This is a genomic window from Streptomyces sp. NPDC056161 (assembly GCF_042268025.1).
Taxonomy (GTDB): domain Bacteria; phylum Actinomycetota; class Actinomycetes; order Streptomycetales; family Streptomycetaceae; genus Streptomyces.
This window is the reverse complement of record NZ_JBHJUV010000019.1, coordinates 26,851-41,320: the sequence shown is the minus strand read 5'-3', so window position 1 is coordinate 41,320 and position 14,470 is coordinate 26,851. Positions and strand designations below refer to the sequence as shown.

At 72.4% G+C, this 14,470-nt stretch carries 10 protein-coding genes; 5 read left to right on the top strand and 5 right to left on the bottom strand.

What is annotated here, in order from left to right; all coding sequences use genetic code 11:
- Positions 1-178 precede the first annotated feature (178 nt).
- Both ACFC09_RS19240 and ACFC09_RS19235 read right to left on the bottom strand, forming a co-directional pair.
- Positions 179-754 (bottom strand): ATP-binding protein, encoded by a 576-nt coding sequence (locus ACFC09_RS19240; protein ID WP_376529627.1) that lies wholly within the window; start codon positions 752-754, stop codon positions 179-181.
- Positions 747-1,106, bottom strand: coding sequence for a DUF6415 family natural product biosynthesis protein (locus tag ACFC09_RS19235; RefSeq protein WP_376529624.1), 360 nt, complete (start codon positions 1,104-1,106; stop codon positions 747-749). The genes ACFC09_RS19240 and ACFC09_RS19235 overlap by 8 nt, the downstream gene beginning before the upstream one ends.
- Positions 1,107-1,506: 400 nt before the next feature.
- Between ACFC09_RS19235 and ACFC09_RS19230 the strand changes: the two genes are divergently transcribed.
- From ACFC09_RS19230 to ACFC09_RS19210, 5 genes are all read left to right on the top strand, one after another.
- Positions 1,507-2,622 (top strand): helix-turn-helix domain-containing protein, encoded by a 1,116-nt coding sequence (locus ACFC09_RS19230; protein ID WP_376529856.1) that lies wholly within the window; start codon positions 1,507-1,509, stop codon positions 2,620-2,622.
- Positions 2,623-2,635: 13 nt separating this feature from the next.
- Positions 2,636-3,229: an HD family hydrolase gene (locus ACFC09_RS19225; RefSeq protein WP_376529621.1), complete on the top strand. Its 594-nt coding sequence runs from the start codon at positions 2,636-2,638 to the stop codon at positions 3,227-3,229.
- A gap of 262 nt (positions 3,230-3,491) precedes the next feature.
- Entirely contained in the window at positions 3,492-4,595 is a 1,104-nt protein-coding gene (locus ACFC09_RS19220; protein ID WP_376529618.1) for a Gfo/Idh/MocA family protein, read from the top strand.
- A 74-nt stretch (positions 4,596-4,669) separates the two neighbouring features.
- The gene (locus tag ACFC09_RS19215; RefSeq protein WP_376529615.1) at positions 4,670-4,963 is read left to right on the top strand and encodes an ArsR/SmtB family transcription factor; all 294 of its coding nucleotides are present in this window, start codon (positions 4,670-4,672) and stop codon (positions 4,961-4,963) included.
- Positions 4,960-5,346, top strand: coding sequence for a VOC family protein (locus ACFC09_RS19210; protein WP_376529613.1), 387 nt, complete (start codon positions 4,960-4,962; stop codon positions 5,344-5,346). Before ACFC09_RS19215 ends, ACFC09_RS19210 begins: the two co-directional genes overlap by 4 nt.
- A 91-nt stretch (positions 5,347-5,437) precedes the next feature.
- Here ACFC09_RS19210 and ACFC09_RS19205 read toward each other — a convergent pair whose 3' ends face one another.
- The 3 genes from ACFC09_RS19205 to ACFC09_RS19195 form a co-directional block, all read right to left on the bottom strand.
- The gene (locus tag ACFC09_RS19205; protein ID WP_376529611.1) at positions 5,438-9,433 is read right to left on the bottom strand and encodes a Pls/PosA family non-ribosomal peptide synthetase; all 3,996 of its coding nucleotides are present in this window, start codon (positions 9,431-9,433) and stop codon (positions 5,438-5,440) included.
- Positions 9,434-10,071: 638 nt separating this feature from the next.
- A complete protein-coding gene (locus tag ACFC09_RS19200) occupies positions 10,072-11,457 on the bottom strand; it encodes an RICIN domain-containing protein (RefSeq protein WP_376529608.1) in 1,386 nt (461 codons plus the stop codon).
- A gap of 43 nt (positions 11,458-11,500) precedes the next feature.
- Positions 11,501-14,287, bottom strand: a complete 2,787-nt coding sequence (locus tag ACFC09_RS19195) for a hypothetical protein (protein WP_376529606.1) — start codon at positions 14,285-14,287, stop codon at positions 11,501-11,503.
- Between the last annotated feature and the right edge of the window lie 183 nt (positions 14,288-14,470).

The following is a 14,470-nucleotide window of genomic DNA, read 5'->3' as shown; positions in this document are numbered from 1 at the left end:
GGATACCCCGCTCGGCCCCGCCGGGCTCCGGCCCGGCGGGGCCACTCACGTCCGCCTCACGTGCCGACCGCACCGGGCCCGACGGTCGCCACGCGGTGTGTCGCTGAGCCTCTTCCCCCTTCCCGCACGGGCCGATTGCTCAGCTTTGCGCCGCCCCGGCCCGACATTCAGACGCGGCTCACCACGGTCCACGTGCGATCAGCACGCCGAGCCAGGCGCCGAGCGCCAGCACGGTGAGCACGTAGATGATCTGCACCGTCGTGGTGGCGAACGGATGCGCGGTGGCCAAAGCAGCATCGGAGGGGGCATCGTCGTCCGGGTCCACGTCGGCCCAGACCCGTTTGCCCCAGGGCAGTGGCTCCGTTCCCCAGCGCCGTGACAGCGCTTCGACGAGTGCCAGTCCCCGGCCGTTGTCGTCGTCGGCACCTGCGGTCTTCCGTACCGGCGGGCTCTGGCACTTGTCGATCACCTCCAGCCGTACGCTCCCGGCCCCCCGACGCCGGATCGTCAGCCTGAACGTGCCGTGCCGCGCGTGCCGGACGGCGTTCGAGGCCAGCTCGGAGACGATCAGCTCCGCCGGGTCCACCAGGTCCGGCAAGTCCCAGCCCGTCAGGGTCCGGCGGACCAGTCGGCGGGCCTGCGGTACCGACGCGGCTTCACGAGGCAGGCAGACGGACACCACCGGCGACCCGTCTTCGGTCACCAGGACGCGGCGGCTCGGCTCACCGTCGCGCAACGGGAACGTGTCAGGCATGGGCTCCTCCCGCACCGTGGCGGCGCTGCCGCTCGTGGATCCCGGCGAGTGCCCGGCAGGACAGTGCCAGATCTTCGGCGCGTTCAGCGGCTTCCCGATCGGTGGGCGCCGGTTCGGCCGCAAGCACCTTCCGGACGCGGTCGAGGAGCCACTGCGCCGTCTGCCGGTCGTAGGAGTCCGGTTCCTCCGCGATGGCACGCGTGACGTCCTGGACCAGATCCGTGACGTACCCGCGCAGCTCCGCGACCCACGGGACCAGTTGCCGGCGCGGCGGCACCTTCTCCGGCAGGTCACGCGTCAGGAGCAAGACCTCGTCCCACGCCTGGCGCGGGCGCTCCAGGCTGGTACCCACCGATTCACAGGCCGGGGGCTCCGACTTTGGGACGCTGGTCGCTGTGTGACAGCGATGGTGCGAGACGGGAGGAGACACCGCTCGGCCGTCGCCCAAAAACACATCGCCCGACGCGAAGACCGGTTCATCTCCAACGCCTCGGCGCTCGATGGCCGGTCGCCGTTCGGCGTCGACCACGTTTTCCGGACCTGTCACATTCACCCGTGCGACCTCCGGGTGAGTGCCGACACTGTCGGAGGGCACGCCGTCGAGTGGTCAGTATGCGGAATGCGTCTCATGTGTCGCGACCTCCCAATAGGGTCGATTCAGGGACATCAATCACCGTAGAAAGCTGGCACTCGACCTTGAAGTGACCGCGAGTACGGGTGGTTTCTTGGAAACCACCGGAAATGGACGACTCATGCGGCCAAATACGCAACGAACCCCGACCCCTAGTACGGGTAAGGCTGCGCGGCCCCATACAGGGCTGCTCAGCGGTTACGTCCTGCGCGTGATTCGCGAGCAACAGGGCTGCACACAGGAGGGGGCCGCCGAACTACTCAAGGTGTCCCCGGACACGATCGCGGGGTGGGAATCCGGACGGCGCCCCCTACCGGCCGTACCAGTCGCAAAAATATTCACTTTAGGTCACCGGCTGATCAAAATGGGTGCCGCCCCCGACCTGCTCCGGACGTGGGCGCGCGCATTGGAGGCGGACGTGCTCCTTGCGACCACTCTCGACGAGAAGGCGTCGATCAACGATGCCCCGCTCGGCGCGATGGTGATGCAGCGTGAGCTTGCCGAGATCCTGGTGTGGCCGCTCAACGGCGTGCCGCCAGGCGCGGTACGCGCTCTGCCGACGCCCCCTCTGTCTCGTCGCGGCCCGGCACCATCGGGGCCGGAGCTGACCGCAGCCGAGCGCCGGACCTTCTTCAATCAGATGCGCCGTACAGCCGAGCAGGCACGCGGCCCGGCGCAATTCCTCCTTCGTCGCCAGGCCCTGTATCTGTCCGGCTACGACCGTGACGCCGAGGCAGCCGACTGGTTCACGGAACAGCATCGCGCCGAGCAGCCGGACGGCTGGCTAACGGCGTGGCTCAACAACCGCAGTATCGCTGCTGTCGCGGCCCGGCAAGGGGACCGCGAACGCATGGCATGGTTCATCGACACTGCACTCCAGGACGACGATGCCGGCGAGGCCGCGAATCTGGCTTACTGGGCATACTGGATCGGCGAAACGAACGTGCCGCAGTTCTCGGACGACTTTATCGCCGACGGTTCTCTCGGGTCCTGGCACGGGGACAGCCTTCTCGCACACCTCGTCGAGGGCTTCACGCCTGTCCACGGCTATGTGGAACTCAACATCCACAGCGTGTGGTCACTGCTCCAAGTCCGACCTGACCTGTTGCGATCGGGAGCAGCCACTCGCGCCCTGCGCGACCGACTGCCGATCATGTTGGATAGCGGGGAACTCTCGAAGCGAAGGCGACGGGAGTTGGCGAGTATCCGGTACGCGATCCGCCTCGCTGAGGCGTGAGAGGAGCCCGACGGTGTCCGAGGACCTGACCGACCTGACCGCGGTGGCCCGCTTTCTCTACGAGGCGGGAACCTTGAAGCAGACCAAGCGCAGTGGGTGGTGGATGGCCGGCATCAAGGACCCGGAGTCGGTCGCCGACCACTCGTGGCGTACCGCCGTGATCGCCACGGTCATCGCGAAACTCGAAGGAGCCGATCCGGCACGTGCCACGTTCCTCGCCGTCTGGCACGACAGCCAGGAAACCCGCACCGGCGACGTCAATCACCTCGGCAAGAAGTACGACGCCGAACAGGCCGCACCCGAGGCGGTCACCGCCGACCAGGTCTCCGGCATGCCCGCGATTGTCGCCGACGCGGTCAGGGAACTGGTGGCCGAGTACGAGGCCAAGGAGACCGCGGAAGCACAGTGCGCACGGGACGCGGACAAACTGGAGTGCATGATCCAGGGAATCGAGTACCGCGATCAGGGCTATGGCAACGCTCAGCGGTGGATCGACAACAGCCGGGGACGGATCACCACCAAAAGCGGGCAGGCACTCGCCGACGCAGTACTGGAGACGGGCTCCCTGGACTGGCTCCGCGCCGCCCTCGGCGAACGGATGAACTGAGTTCACGTCTCGTGGCTCGGCCCGGTGAAGTGCTGCCGCGGGCGTGCTGAAAGTCCCCGCCTGCGACGGACCGAGAAACTCGATTTCGGCGATGGCCACCTGTTGCTGGGCGTTCGTGGTGCTGTAGGACGTCTCCAGGGTGAAACGGACCGTGTTTTGCCACCTTCACCCGCGCCCGGCCGATGTCGCACCGCCGCTTCGCCCCACTCACGGGCGATCTGGGAAACTGGTGAAGTTGGAACGGATCAGGAGGAACGGAACAGTGGGTACAGCACCTATACGTTTCGCCATCGTGGGCACCGGCTGGCGGGCCCGGTTCTACGCGCGGCTGGCCCAGGCACTGCCCGAACGGCTCGCGGTGGCCGGAGTCGTGACGCGCTCCGCCGAACGTGCCCGGCAGGTGGAGGCCGAGTGGGGGGTGCCCGCCCATCGGTCCGTCGGTGAACTGTCCGCCGACAGACCGGAGTTCGTGATCGCTTCGGTGCCGTGGGAGGCGTCGCCCCGGGTCGTGCGGGAACTCGTCGAGCACGAGATGCCGGTCCTGGCGGAGACGCCACCGGCACCCGACGCGCCGGGACTGCGGGAGTTGTGGGCCGCGGTGGGCGGCGCGCGGCGGGCCGACGGCAGCGGGCTCGTGCAGGTCGCGGAGCAGTACACGCTGATGCCCGGCCACGCCGCCCGGCTCGCGCTGCTGCGCGAGGGGGTGATCGGCGAGGTCACGTCCGTGCAGGTGTCCTCGACGCACCTGTATCACGCGATGTCGCTGATCCGGCACGCCCTGGGCGTCGGCCACGGCGCCGCGACGGTCACGGCGCACGCCTCCACCGCCCCGCTCGCCGATCCCCTCTCCCCCGCCGGCTGGTCGGACGACCTCACGCCCAAGGACGCCGTCACCACGCTGGCCTTCCTGGACTTCGGCGGCGCCCGCACCGCTCTGTACGACTTCACGGACAACCAGTGGTGGAATCCGCTGCGCGCCCGCCGCATCGTCGTGCGCGGCTCCCTCGGCGAGATCGTGGACGACACCGTGGTGCGGATGCTGGATCCGCGTACGCCGGTCGAGTCCCCGCTGGTGCGGCGCCGCACGGGTACGGACCTCAACCTGGAGGGCGCCGAGGTGCACCACATCTCGTTCGACGGGCGGGTGGTGTGGCGCAACGACTACCTGGGGGCGAGCCTCACCGAGGACGACCTGGCCGTGGTGGACCTGCTGTGCCGTACGGGAGCGTGGGTGCGGGGCGCCGGACCGGAGCCGTATCCGCTGGCCGAGGGCTGCCAGGACCACCTGCTGGCGCTGGCGGCCGAGGAGTCGGCGCGTACGGGGGCACCGGTGACGACCGCGGTGGAGGCGTGGGCGACCCGCTGACCGCTCGCACCGGCAAGCCGGCCCGGCCCGGGTCCCCCTTGTCAGGCAAGTCACCACTTGCCTATGGTGGGGTCGTGGCGGAAGACGTCTTCAAGGCTCTGGTCGATCCCACCCGTCGGCGCATCCTCGATGAGCTGGCGGAACGCGACGGCCAGTCGCTGTTCGAGATCTGCGGACGGCTGGCGACCAAGCACGGTCTGGGACTGTCCCGGCAGGCGATCAGCCAGCACCTCGCCGTGCTGGAAGCCGCGGACCTGGTCCGGACGCGCCGTGAGGGCCGCTACAAATTCCACGACCTGAACACCGAACCGCTTGAGCGCATCGCGACCCGATGGCTCAGGCCCGATGTGCCGGAGAGCACTCCATGAAGATCCACCTGTCCAGCGTTTTCGTCGACGACCAGGACAAAGCCCTGCGTTTCTACACCGACGTCCTCGGCTTCGTGAAGAAGACCGAGGTCCCGCTCGGCGAGCACCGGTGGCTGACCGTGGTCTCGCCGGAGGACCCCGACGGCACCGAGCTGGTGCTGGAGCCCGACGCGCACCCCGCGGTGAAGCCGTACCAGACGGCCCTGGTCGCGGACGGCATTCCGCACACCTCCTTCGCCGTGGACGACGTGCACGCCGAGTTCGAGCGGCTGCGCGGACTCGGGGTGCGCTTCACCCAGGAGCCGGTGGAGATGGGGCCGGTCATCACTGCGGTGCTGGACGACACCTGCGGCAATCTGATCCAGATCGCCCAGTACCGGTAAGCCCGCGCGGGCGGTCTCCGGCGGGCACGGCGGACGCCGGCCGCCCCGACGGTGCGGGACGGCCGGCGCCGCGGGCCGGGGCCAGGGGCGGTCAGTCGGCCCGGGTGATCGGGATGATCGGGATGCCCTGCCAGTGGCCGGCCGCGGGCACCCGTTCCGCCGCCATGACCAGCGAGCCCGCGCCCACCCGTGCCGCGTCGCCCAGCGCGCTGCCCGGCAGGACGATGCTGTGCGGGCCGAGCACCGACCGGCTGCCCAGGCCGACCGGTTCCAGCCGCATGACCCGGTCGTGGAACAGGTGGGTCTGCAGGACGCACCCGCGGTTCACGACCGCGCCGCCCCCGACGCTGATCAGGTCCGGCTCCGGGAACCAGTGCGTCTCGCACCACACCCCCCGGCCGATCCTCGCGCCCAGGCTGCGCAGCCACCAGTTCAGCACCGGGGTGCCGGTCGCGGGGGTGACCAGCCACGGAACGGCCAGCATCTCCACGAAGACGTCCCACAGCTCGTTGCGCCACACGAACGCGCTCCACAGCGGGTGCCGTTCGGCGGTGAAGCGCCCCATCAGCGCCCACTTCGCGGCCGTGGTGACCAGCCCGGCGACCACCCCGGCGGCGCACATCAGCAGGCCGGCCGCGGCCACCGCGCCCCAGGCGCCGTAGACGTCCCACAGGTACAGCAGGGCGTAGGTCAGGGTGAGTTGGAGCAGTGCGCCGAGCAGCAGCGGCACCACGCGGCACAGTTCCACCGCGGTACGGGCGGTTCGCAGGGAACGCGGCGGGGCGAACGTACGGGCCTGGTCGTGCTGTTCCACCACCCGGCGCAGCCGCATCGGCGGGCGGCCCAGCCAGGACGAGCCGTCCGGGACGGCGGCGGGCGTGTCGGACAGGACGCCGATCAGCGCGCCGTCGCCGACGGACCGGTCGGGTCCGACGACGGCGGAGTTGCCGACGAAGGCGCCGTCACCGATCCGGGAGTGGCCGAGCCGCACCCAGCCGCCGCGTGCCTCGTACGGCGCGGCCAGTACGTCGTCCGCGAGGAACGCCCGGTCGTCGATGTGCAGCAGCCGCGGCAGGGCCAGGACGGTCGACGCCTCGACGTTCCTGCCGACGCGGGCACCGAGCAGGCGCAGCCAGACCGGCGTGAACAGACCGGCGTACAGGGGGAAGAGGGTGGTGCGGGCCATGGCCATCAGGTCGTGGGTCAGCCACGCGGACCAGCCGGCCCTGCTGTGCAGCGGGTGCGTGCCGGGTTTCAGACCGCGGCCCGCGAACCGGACCCCGGCGAGGATGAGCAGGGCCTCGCAGACGGTGCCGAGGAGGACCAGCGGCACCAGCCACAGCAGCCGGTCGGACCAGGACAGGCCGTCCGCGCCGGACACCGCGACGAGCGTCAGCAGCGCGGGGGCGGTGGCGACGGCCGTCAGCAGGCCGCGCACGGCGGGCGTCAGGGTGTACGCGAGCGCCCAGGCCCGGGAGCGGGGCGCGCGGGTACGGGGCCAGGCGGCCTCGGCCGGCTGCGGCTCGGCGGGCGAGCCGCCCCAGCACGCACCGGACGGAACGCTCGTGCCCTCGGTGACGGTGCTGCCGGTGAGGACCTCCGCACCGGCGCCGATCCGTGCGCCCGGCTGTAGCCGGACGCGTGCGCCGACGCTCGCCCCGGCGCCGATCTCCACCGTGCCGACGCGCAGCCGGTCGCCGTCGATCCACCAGCCGGCGAGGTCCGCCTCGGGTTCGACGGACGCGCCGTCACCGAGTGTCGCGAGTCCGGTGACCGGCGGCAGGGCGTGCAGGTCGACGTCCTTGCCGACGGTGCAGCCCAGCAGCCGCGCGTACCAGGCCGCCAGCGGGGTGCCGGGCACTGCGGCGAGACCGACGGCGGCCACCCAGCGCTCCGCCGTCCACAGCCGCAGATGGGTCAGGCCGCCGCGCCGGTACCCGCCCGGCCTGATCCGGCCGCGCAGCAGGCGTGCGCCGCCCGCCGCCAGCAGGGCCCGGGTGGGCGAGGTGAACATCACCAGCCAGGCGGGGCCGAGCAGCCACCAGGACACGGTCGGCAGCCAGGACGTGAAGCCGGCCGCGGCGAGCACGTTGCCGGTGAGTCCGAGGGACAGCACCCAGCGCAGTCCGGTGACGCCGAGCAGCAGCGGTTGCAGCGCGGTCTGGACCCAGCCGGTCCACCGGGGCGTACCCGGTACGGGCCTGTCGTCCCGTCGGATGTCCGGGTCGTCGTGGTCCGGGCGGACGCGCGGCGGTGTGCCGGGAGCGGGCTCACCGGGTGCGGCCCCAAGGCGGGTGCGCAGCGCGGCCGGGGTGGGGTTCCGGTACAGGTCGGCGACGGACACCTCGGGGAAGCGCTCGCGCAGCGCGGAGACCAGCCGGGCCGCGGCGAGGCTGGTGCCGCCGAGGTCGAAGAAGTCGTCGTCGGCCGTCACGTCGGCGCCGAGCATCTCGCTCCAGACGCCGAGCAGCCACCTGGTCTCGGGGTCGGCCGGGTCCGTACCGCGGGCGGGGGTCCGCGCGCGGGCGGCGTCCGCCGCCGGGCCGTCGGCCGGTGGGCCGTCCTGCGGGCCGGTCGCGGCCCGTCGCGGCGCGGGCTCCGCCGGCAGCGGCCAGGGCAGCGCGTCCCGGTCGGCCTTGCCGGAGGCGCGGGTCGGGAACTCGGCGAGCACGGCGAGCCTGGGCACGAGGGCCGCGGGCAGCCGTTCGCGCAGCCGCCGGATCGCGCCCGACCGGTCGAACGCGGCCGGGTCGCCGTCGGACGGTACGAGGTAGCCGACCAGTACGTCGAGGCCGCCGGCCGTGCGCCGGACCATCGCGGCGGCAGCGGCCACGGCGGGCAGGTCGAGCAACGCGGCCTCCACCTCGCCGAGTTCGACGCGCCGTCCGCCGATCTTGACCTGGTCGTCGGCGCGGCCGACGAACTCCAGGCCGCGGGGGTCGGCGCGGACGAGGTCGCCGCTGCGGTAGGCGCGGTCCCAGTCCAGGGACGGCAGGGCGGTGTAGCGTTCCGCGTCCTTGACGGGATCGAGGTAGCGGCCGAGGCCGACGCCCGCGATGACGAGTTCGCCGCTCTCGCCCCAGGCGACGGGTGCGCCGTCGGAGTCGACGACGGCGAGTTCCCAGCCGTCCAGCGGCAGGCCGATGCGTACGGGTTCGCCGTCGACGAGTTGAGTGGCGCAGGAGACGACGGTCGCCTCGGTCGGGCCGTAGGTGTTCCACACCTCGCGGCCGTGGCAGGCGAAGCGCCTGACCACCTCGGGCGGGCACGCCTCGCCGCCGACGATCAGCAGCCGCACGGCGGCGAGCATGTCCCGTGACCACAGCGCGGCCAGGGTCGGGACGGTGGAGACGACGCTGATCCGGCGCTCCTTGAGCCACGGGCCGAGGTCCGCGCCGGTGCGGACCAGGGCGCGGGGTGCGGGCACCAGGCAGGCGCCGTGTCCCCAGGCCAGCCACATCTCCTCGCAGGAGGCGTCGAACGCGACGGACAGCCCGGCCAGTACCCGGTCGCCGGGGCCGATCGGCGCCTGACGCAGGAACAGCCGGGCCTCCGCGTCCACGAAGGCGGCGGCCGAACGGTGGCTGATCGCCACGCCTTTGGGTTTGCCGGTCGAGCCGGAGGTGAAGATGATCCACGCGTCGTCGTCGGGTCCGGGCCGGCCGTCCCGGCCGAGCGGGACGACTCCCGGGCGGGTGCGGAGCACGTACCCATCGCCCAGTACGGCGCAGACACCCGACTCGCTCCAGACCAGTTCGGCGCGTTCGTCGGGGTCGTCGGCGTCGACCGGGACATAGGCCGCGCCCGCGGCGAGGACGCCGAGGATCGCCAGGTACAGGTGGGCGCTGCCGGAGGTCATGCGGACGCCGACCCGGTCGCCCTGTCCGACGCCCGCGGCTCGCAGCACGCGCCGGACGCGGTCGACGTCCTCGGCGAGCCCGCGGTAGGTCAGTGTGACGGTGCCGTCGTCCAGGGCGAGGGCGTCCGGCGTTTCGGAGACGGACCGTTCGAGGACGTCGAGCAGGGTGCGCGGCGCCGCCGGGAGGGCGGAGCGGTAGACCGCCCGCTCACGGGTAAGCAGCGGCATACTCCGGTCACGTTCGAGATCTTCATAGCTTCCTGCCGCCAGTTTGGGTGTCAATTTCACTCATCCCTGACATGTTGAACTCACGAATTCCTTACAGTCGCGGATCCGACCCGAACAGGGATTGTCCGAACCCGTCGTCTGTGGGGGGCGAATTAACCATAGGCGGGGCATCCTATGGATCCCCGATCAGGAATCTGTGCATATCCCATGACCGTCGAAATCATCCGACACACAGGCTCTGACCTGGCATTTTCCCCTGCCGAAACGTGTCACAGGATTGTCACCGCAGCTGTGACAAATAAGCGGCCCATAAAAGGAGGCCAGATCCCCATTCAACCGGAAAAACGTTCGACGAAAACGTGAAAGAACACATGCACTCGATTTCACACGTTCCACACGGCCGGGTCGCGCCGTGCAGTGTCAGCCGCGCGGTTCGTCGCGGACCGCGTCGCGAGTGCGTTCCTCGGTGTCCCTGCCAGGCGCCCTTGGCCCAAGCGGTCCAACCGGTGTCGCCGGGCGGCGGTGCCACCTCGACCCACGCGGTGACGGGCGGCTTCTCGATCACCGAGAGAGTGGGAAAGCCGCAGCCGGCCGCTGGGAACAGCGGCCGGCTGCTGGTGTTCAGAGGACTTCGCCCGCTACGTGACGACCTGGCTGGGCATCCAGCGCTGCGCGCTCCCCTGCGTGTCGCCGCAGACGCTCACCTGGAGGTGGGCGTCGTCCCCGGCGGAGCTGCCACCGGTCACGTCCAGGCACAGGTTGCTGGCGACGTTGCGGATCCAGTAGCCGTCCGGCCGCGGGTCCAGCCACCACTGCTGGTTGTCCCGGTTCGTGCCGTCGCAGTAGTACTCGGTGACCTTCGTCCCGGGCGAGACGCTGCCGTAGTAGGGCAGGTCGAAGCAGAACCCGTCCTGACGGTTCTGGATGACGAACAGGCTCGCCCCGCCGGGCCCGCCGTCCGAGTCCGTCACCTTCATGTCCCAGAGCTGGTTGTCCGCGGTGGTGGGCCGGCAGATGTACTGGTTGACCGGGCCGTCCTTCGTGCCCTTGCCGAAGTCGGGGATGTCGGCGCACTTGCCGGTCGCCTTGTTCTCCATCAGCACGTTGGCCCGGTGGGAGAGGGCGTTGGCGAGTTGCCGGCCGGTCGGCGCGGCGGCCTTCTTCACCGCCGTCTCGGCCTTCTTGGTCGCCTTCGGGGTGGACTTCGGCTGGGAGTACGCCTGGGGCGCGGCCCTCACCTCGGTGGCCGCCGCGCCCGACCCCGACGAAACGGACTTGGTCGGCGACGGGGAGGCGGACCTGGTGGGGCTCGGCGACGTCGAGGGCGACGGGGAATCGGCCTGGTAGTCGGCGGCCGGGCCACGGTCGGACGTGCCCGGTTCGAGCGTCGTACCACCGATGGATGCCGTGTTGACGGTGCGTTCCGCGTCGTCCCGGACCAGACCGATCACCAGGAACGGTACGGAGATCAGCACCGCGCCCGCGATGGCGGCCGCGGCCAGCATGGGGCCGCGCGGCCGGCCCGACGCGTCCGTGGCCGCGTCCGGGTCGTCCGGGCCGTCGCCGTTCCCGGCGAAGTGCACACCGACCGCGGCGTCGGACCCCGGCCCGTCGGACGCCGCCGCCTGCGACTGCCGCTGCTCGCCCGGCAGTTGTTGCGATGGCTGCCCCGGCTCGACGGACACCGGTTCCGCGGCGCCGGACCGGGCGCGCCATCCGGTGAACCGCCTGGGGGCGGACTCGGCGGACGGCGGTGCCGGGACGACGGGCTCGGCGGAGGAAGGTATCGGGACGACGGGCTCGGAGAAGGAAGGCATCCCGGCGACGGGCTCGACGAAGGTAGGCATCCGGACGACGGGCTCGACGAAGGTAGGCATCGGCTCCGAGGCGGCATGCTCCCGGTCGGGGGTGCGTGGTCCGAGGTCCGCGTCGGGTTCCGCGCCCGGCGGCGGCACGGCTACCGCACGGCGCACGGAGACGGAGGGCGGCGTCTCGTCGCCCGGTGGTTCGTGCTGACGTGGCATGAACACTGCTCCTTGTCGATGGGGGGTGGGCGATGCGATGTCGTCAGTGGTAGCCGGTGCCACCGGCCCCGACGGGTCCGGCACAGCGATCCGGCCAGTCGTCCGCGCCAGGGGCCGTACGGTCCGTCAAGGCATGGTCCAGTCGCGCGAGCGCGGTCTCGTCCGCGTCCTCCAGGACGGTGGACACGGTGTGGGTCTCGGGGAGTTGACGCAGCAGCACCAGGGGGGCCGCCGCCGCGCCGGTGCGTACGTCGAGCACCTTGAAGGCGGTGCCCGGCGCGAACACCACCTCGTCGCCGCCGTCCAGCAGTTGCCGTACCCGGCGGCCGGTGATCGACCAGATCGCGAAGCCCACGCCCGCGATCCGGTCCTTCCCGGCCGGGTCGAGCGGCAGCCCGCTCACCGGCGCGGGATCCCACAGCACGTCGCCCGGCCGCAGCTGATCGTGGCCGACCGCGCCGCCGAGGCCGCGCAGTACGGTCCCGCGGTACGACGGCAGCCGTCCGAGCCCGGACGCCAGGCAGCCGGCGTACGACAGGAGGTGCCACTCACCGGCCCGCAGCGAGCGCGTCAACTCAGCGTGGTTCAGGGGTACTTCGCCGTTCTGGAGATACGTGCGCAGCGCGATCAGGTCGATCCGGGCCGCTTCCTGTTCCTCACCGCGCAGCGCGGGCAGACCGGCCAGCGCCCGGGTCACCGCCGCGCTGTGCCGTTCCCACACGGCCTCGGCCAGCTTCCGGAAGGACTCCCGCTCCGGGTCGGTGCTGCGGTGCCGCGGCGGCACCGGTAGGGCGGGCAACGGCCGCCCCAGGACGGGCCTGGTCCGGCGCGGGGCCGTGGGGGCCGGGGTGGGAGCGGGAGTACGAGTGGGAGAGACGGGCGCGCCTGCCGGAGCGGGGACCTGGGCGGAAGCGGGGACCGCCTCGGGAACCGGTGCCATCGCCCGTACCGAAACGGGCTCACCTGCCGGAACCGACTCCCCTACCGGTGCCGCGTCCGGCTCCGCGTCCGGCTCCGCGTCCGGTCGCACGGCCACGACCGGCCCGGAGACCGGACCGGCGACGGGACCGGCGACGGGACCGGCGACGGGACCGGACATCGGCCCGGTGCCGGGCCCGGACACCGAGCCGGAGACAGACTCGGGCACCGTGCCGACTGCCGCCTCCGCAGCCGCAGCCGCAGCCGCCGGAACTGAGACCGGGGCGCCGGCCGCCTCGGAGGCCGCGCCGGTTTCGGTCACCGGCGCCGGTGGCAGTGCCGGACGTGGGCCGACCCCTTGGACGGGGTCGCCCGGCGCCCCGCCCGGCAGCGCCACCGGCCCGCCACGCGGCACCGGACGCGCGGTCTGCGCCGCCGGTGCGAAGCGGATGACGCGCAGGCCGTGTTCGGCGGCCAGGACGCGCAGGGCGCGACCGCCGTCGGGCGCGAGGGCGTGCACGTCGAGAGTGGTACGGGCGCGCAGATCGGGGGCGAGCCGATCGAGGAAGCGGGACAGGACGGGCCAGCAGGAGGCGTCGAGCCGTTCGCCGACGCGTCCGACCTCGATGACCGGACCGTCGATGCTCACCGGCCGGGCGCTCCTCGGCGGCGGGGTGCCGTCGTGGCGGCCCACCCACAGCCCGGCCCTGGTGACCACGGCCCGCCACTCGTCGGACAGGAGCACCGCACCGTCCTCCGGGCCCGCGGCGTCCGGCACCGGCGAGGACCAGCGCAGCAGCCGGGGAGCGGGGGCGGCGGGGGGCGGGCCGGTGACCGGGCCGCCGTCCGGACCGTACGCGGGCTCCGGTGCCGTTTCCCGCGGGGGCAGGCACATCACCGCGTCCACGAAGGGCAGCCAGCGCGGCTCCCCGTCCGGACCGACCAGCACGGACCGTACCCCGTACGTCCCCAGCGGGCCGTCGGCGGCGAAGAGCGGGAGTCCCGTGGTGACTTCGACCTCGGCGTCCAGCAGGGCGGCCACCGACTGCCCGAGCGGCAGCAGGTCCCGCCGGCCGCCGGGAGCGAGCCGTACGCCGGGGCGTACCGCGGCCGGCAGCGCGCCGAGGAGTTCGGCGACGTCGCTCGCGACGACGTCCTCGCCCCACGGCACGCCGACCACCACGGCGGGTCGCCGGGGATCCACGGGTACGGCGTGGAAGAGGTCGCCGGGCCGGGGCGCGGCGGCCTCGATCGGACGGATCAGCAGGCCGGCCGGGATCTGGTCCACCACACAGCCGTCCGCCGTCCGGACCGGCGCGCGGCGTACCGCGCCCTGCCAGTCGGGGGCGGGGGCGCGCGGCCCGAGGAGTTCGGGTTCCCGTCCCGTGGCGAACCGCCACCAGCCGCCGTTCCCGGGCGGTACGAACACCGAGCCGCCGGGCACCACGAGGACCGGCCCGTCGGGGGCCTCGACCGTCAGGTCCCAGGAGTCGGCGATCCGGCGGGCCAGTGCGGGCCGGCCCGGACGGTCGTGTCCGGCGCCGGGCATCACCAGCCGTACCGACCGGGTGCCCGTCTCCCGCAGGGAGTCGAGCGACTCGCTCAGCCGGGGCCAGAGCGCCGTGGCCGCCTCGCCCTCGGCCATGGCGACGATCGTGACGGTGCCGGCGTCCGCCGCATGCAGCGCGCGGGCGAGGTCGGCGATGTCGGCCGGGAGCAGGGTCTCGTCCGTGGGCCGGCGGAGCAGGAGCAGGCCGTCGTGGTCCTCGACCAGCACCCGGGGTCCCGCTCCGGGCGCCAGCCCCTGCCCCGGCGCCTGTCCCGGTCCTGCGGATGCGGACCGCTCCCGCTCGGCGCGGGTCGCCGCCGCGGCGGCACGGCGCCGGGCCGGACGACCGTTCCCGCGGCTCATCCGGCTGCCTCCCCCGGCGTACTCGCTTCACCCACCCGTACGCCCTCTCCCCACGCACATGACCTTCGTTCCGGCCCCACTGGTCACAGACCCGTTCCACGTACTCACAAAGCCCGCAGGTTTCTCAACTTACTTTGCGACAACATTTATTGCTTCAAGAACTCGGACCCGGTGGACGACGGT

Bases quoted from the DNA above. Each gene is read 5' to 3' on its own strand.
- ACFC09_RS19240 (WP_376529627.1), bottom strand. From the start codon at position 754: ATGCCTGACACGTTCCCGTTGCGCGACGGTGAGCCGAGCCGCCGCGTC.
- ACFC09_RS19230 (WP_376529856.1), top strand. From the start codon at position 1,507: ATGCGGCCAAATACGCAACGAACCCCGACCCCTAGTACGGGTAAGGCT.
- ACFC09_RS19210 (WP_376529613.1), top strand. From the start codon at position 4,960: ATGAAGATCCACCTGTCCAGCGTTTTCGTCGACGACCAGGACAAAGCC.
- ACFC09_RS19205 (WP_376529611.1), bottom strand. From the start codon at position 9,433: ATGCCGCTGCTTACCCGTGAGCGGGCGGTCTACCGCTCCGCCCTCCCG.
- ACFC09_RS19200 (WP_376529608.1), bottom strand. From the start codon at position 11,457: ATGCCACGTCAGCACGAACCACCGGGCGACGAGACGCCGCCCTCCGTC.
- ACFC09_RS19195 (WP_376529606.1), bottom strand. From the start codon at position 14,287: ATGAGCCGCGGGAACGGTCGTCCGGCCCGGCGCCGTGCCGCCGCGGCG.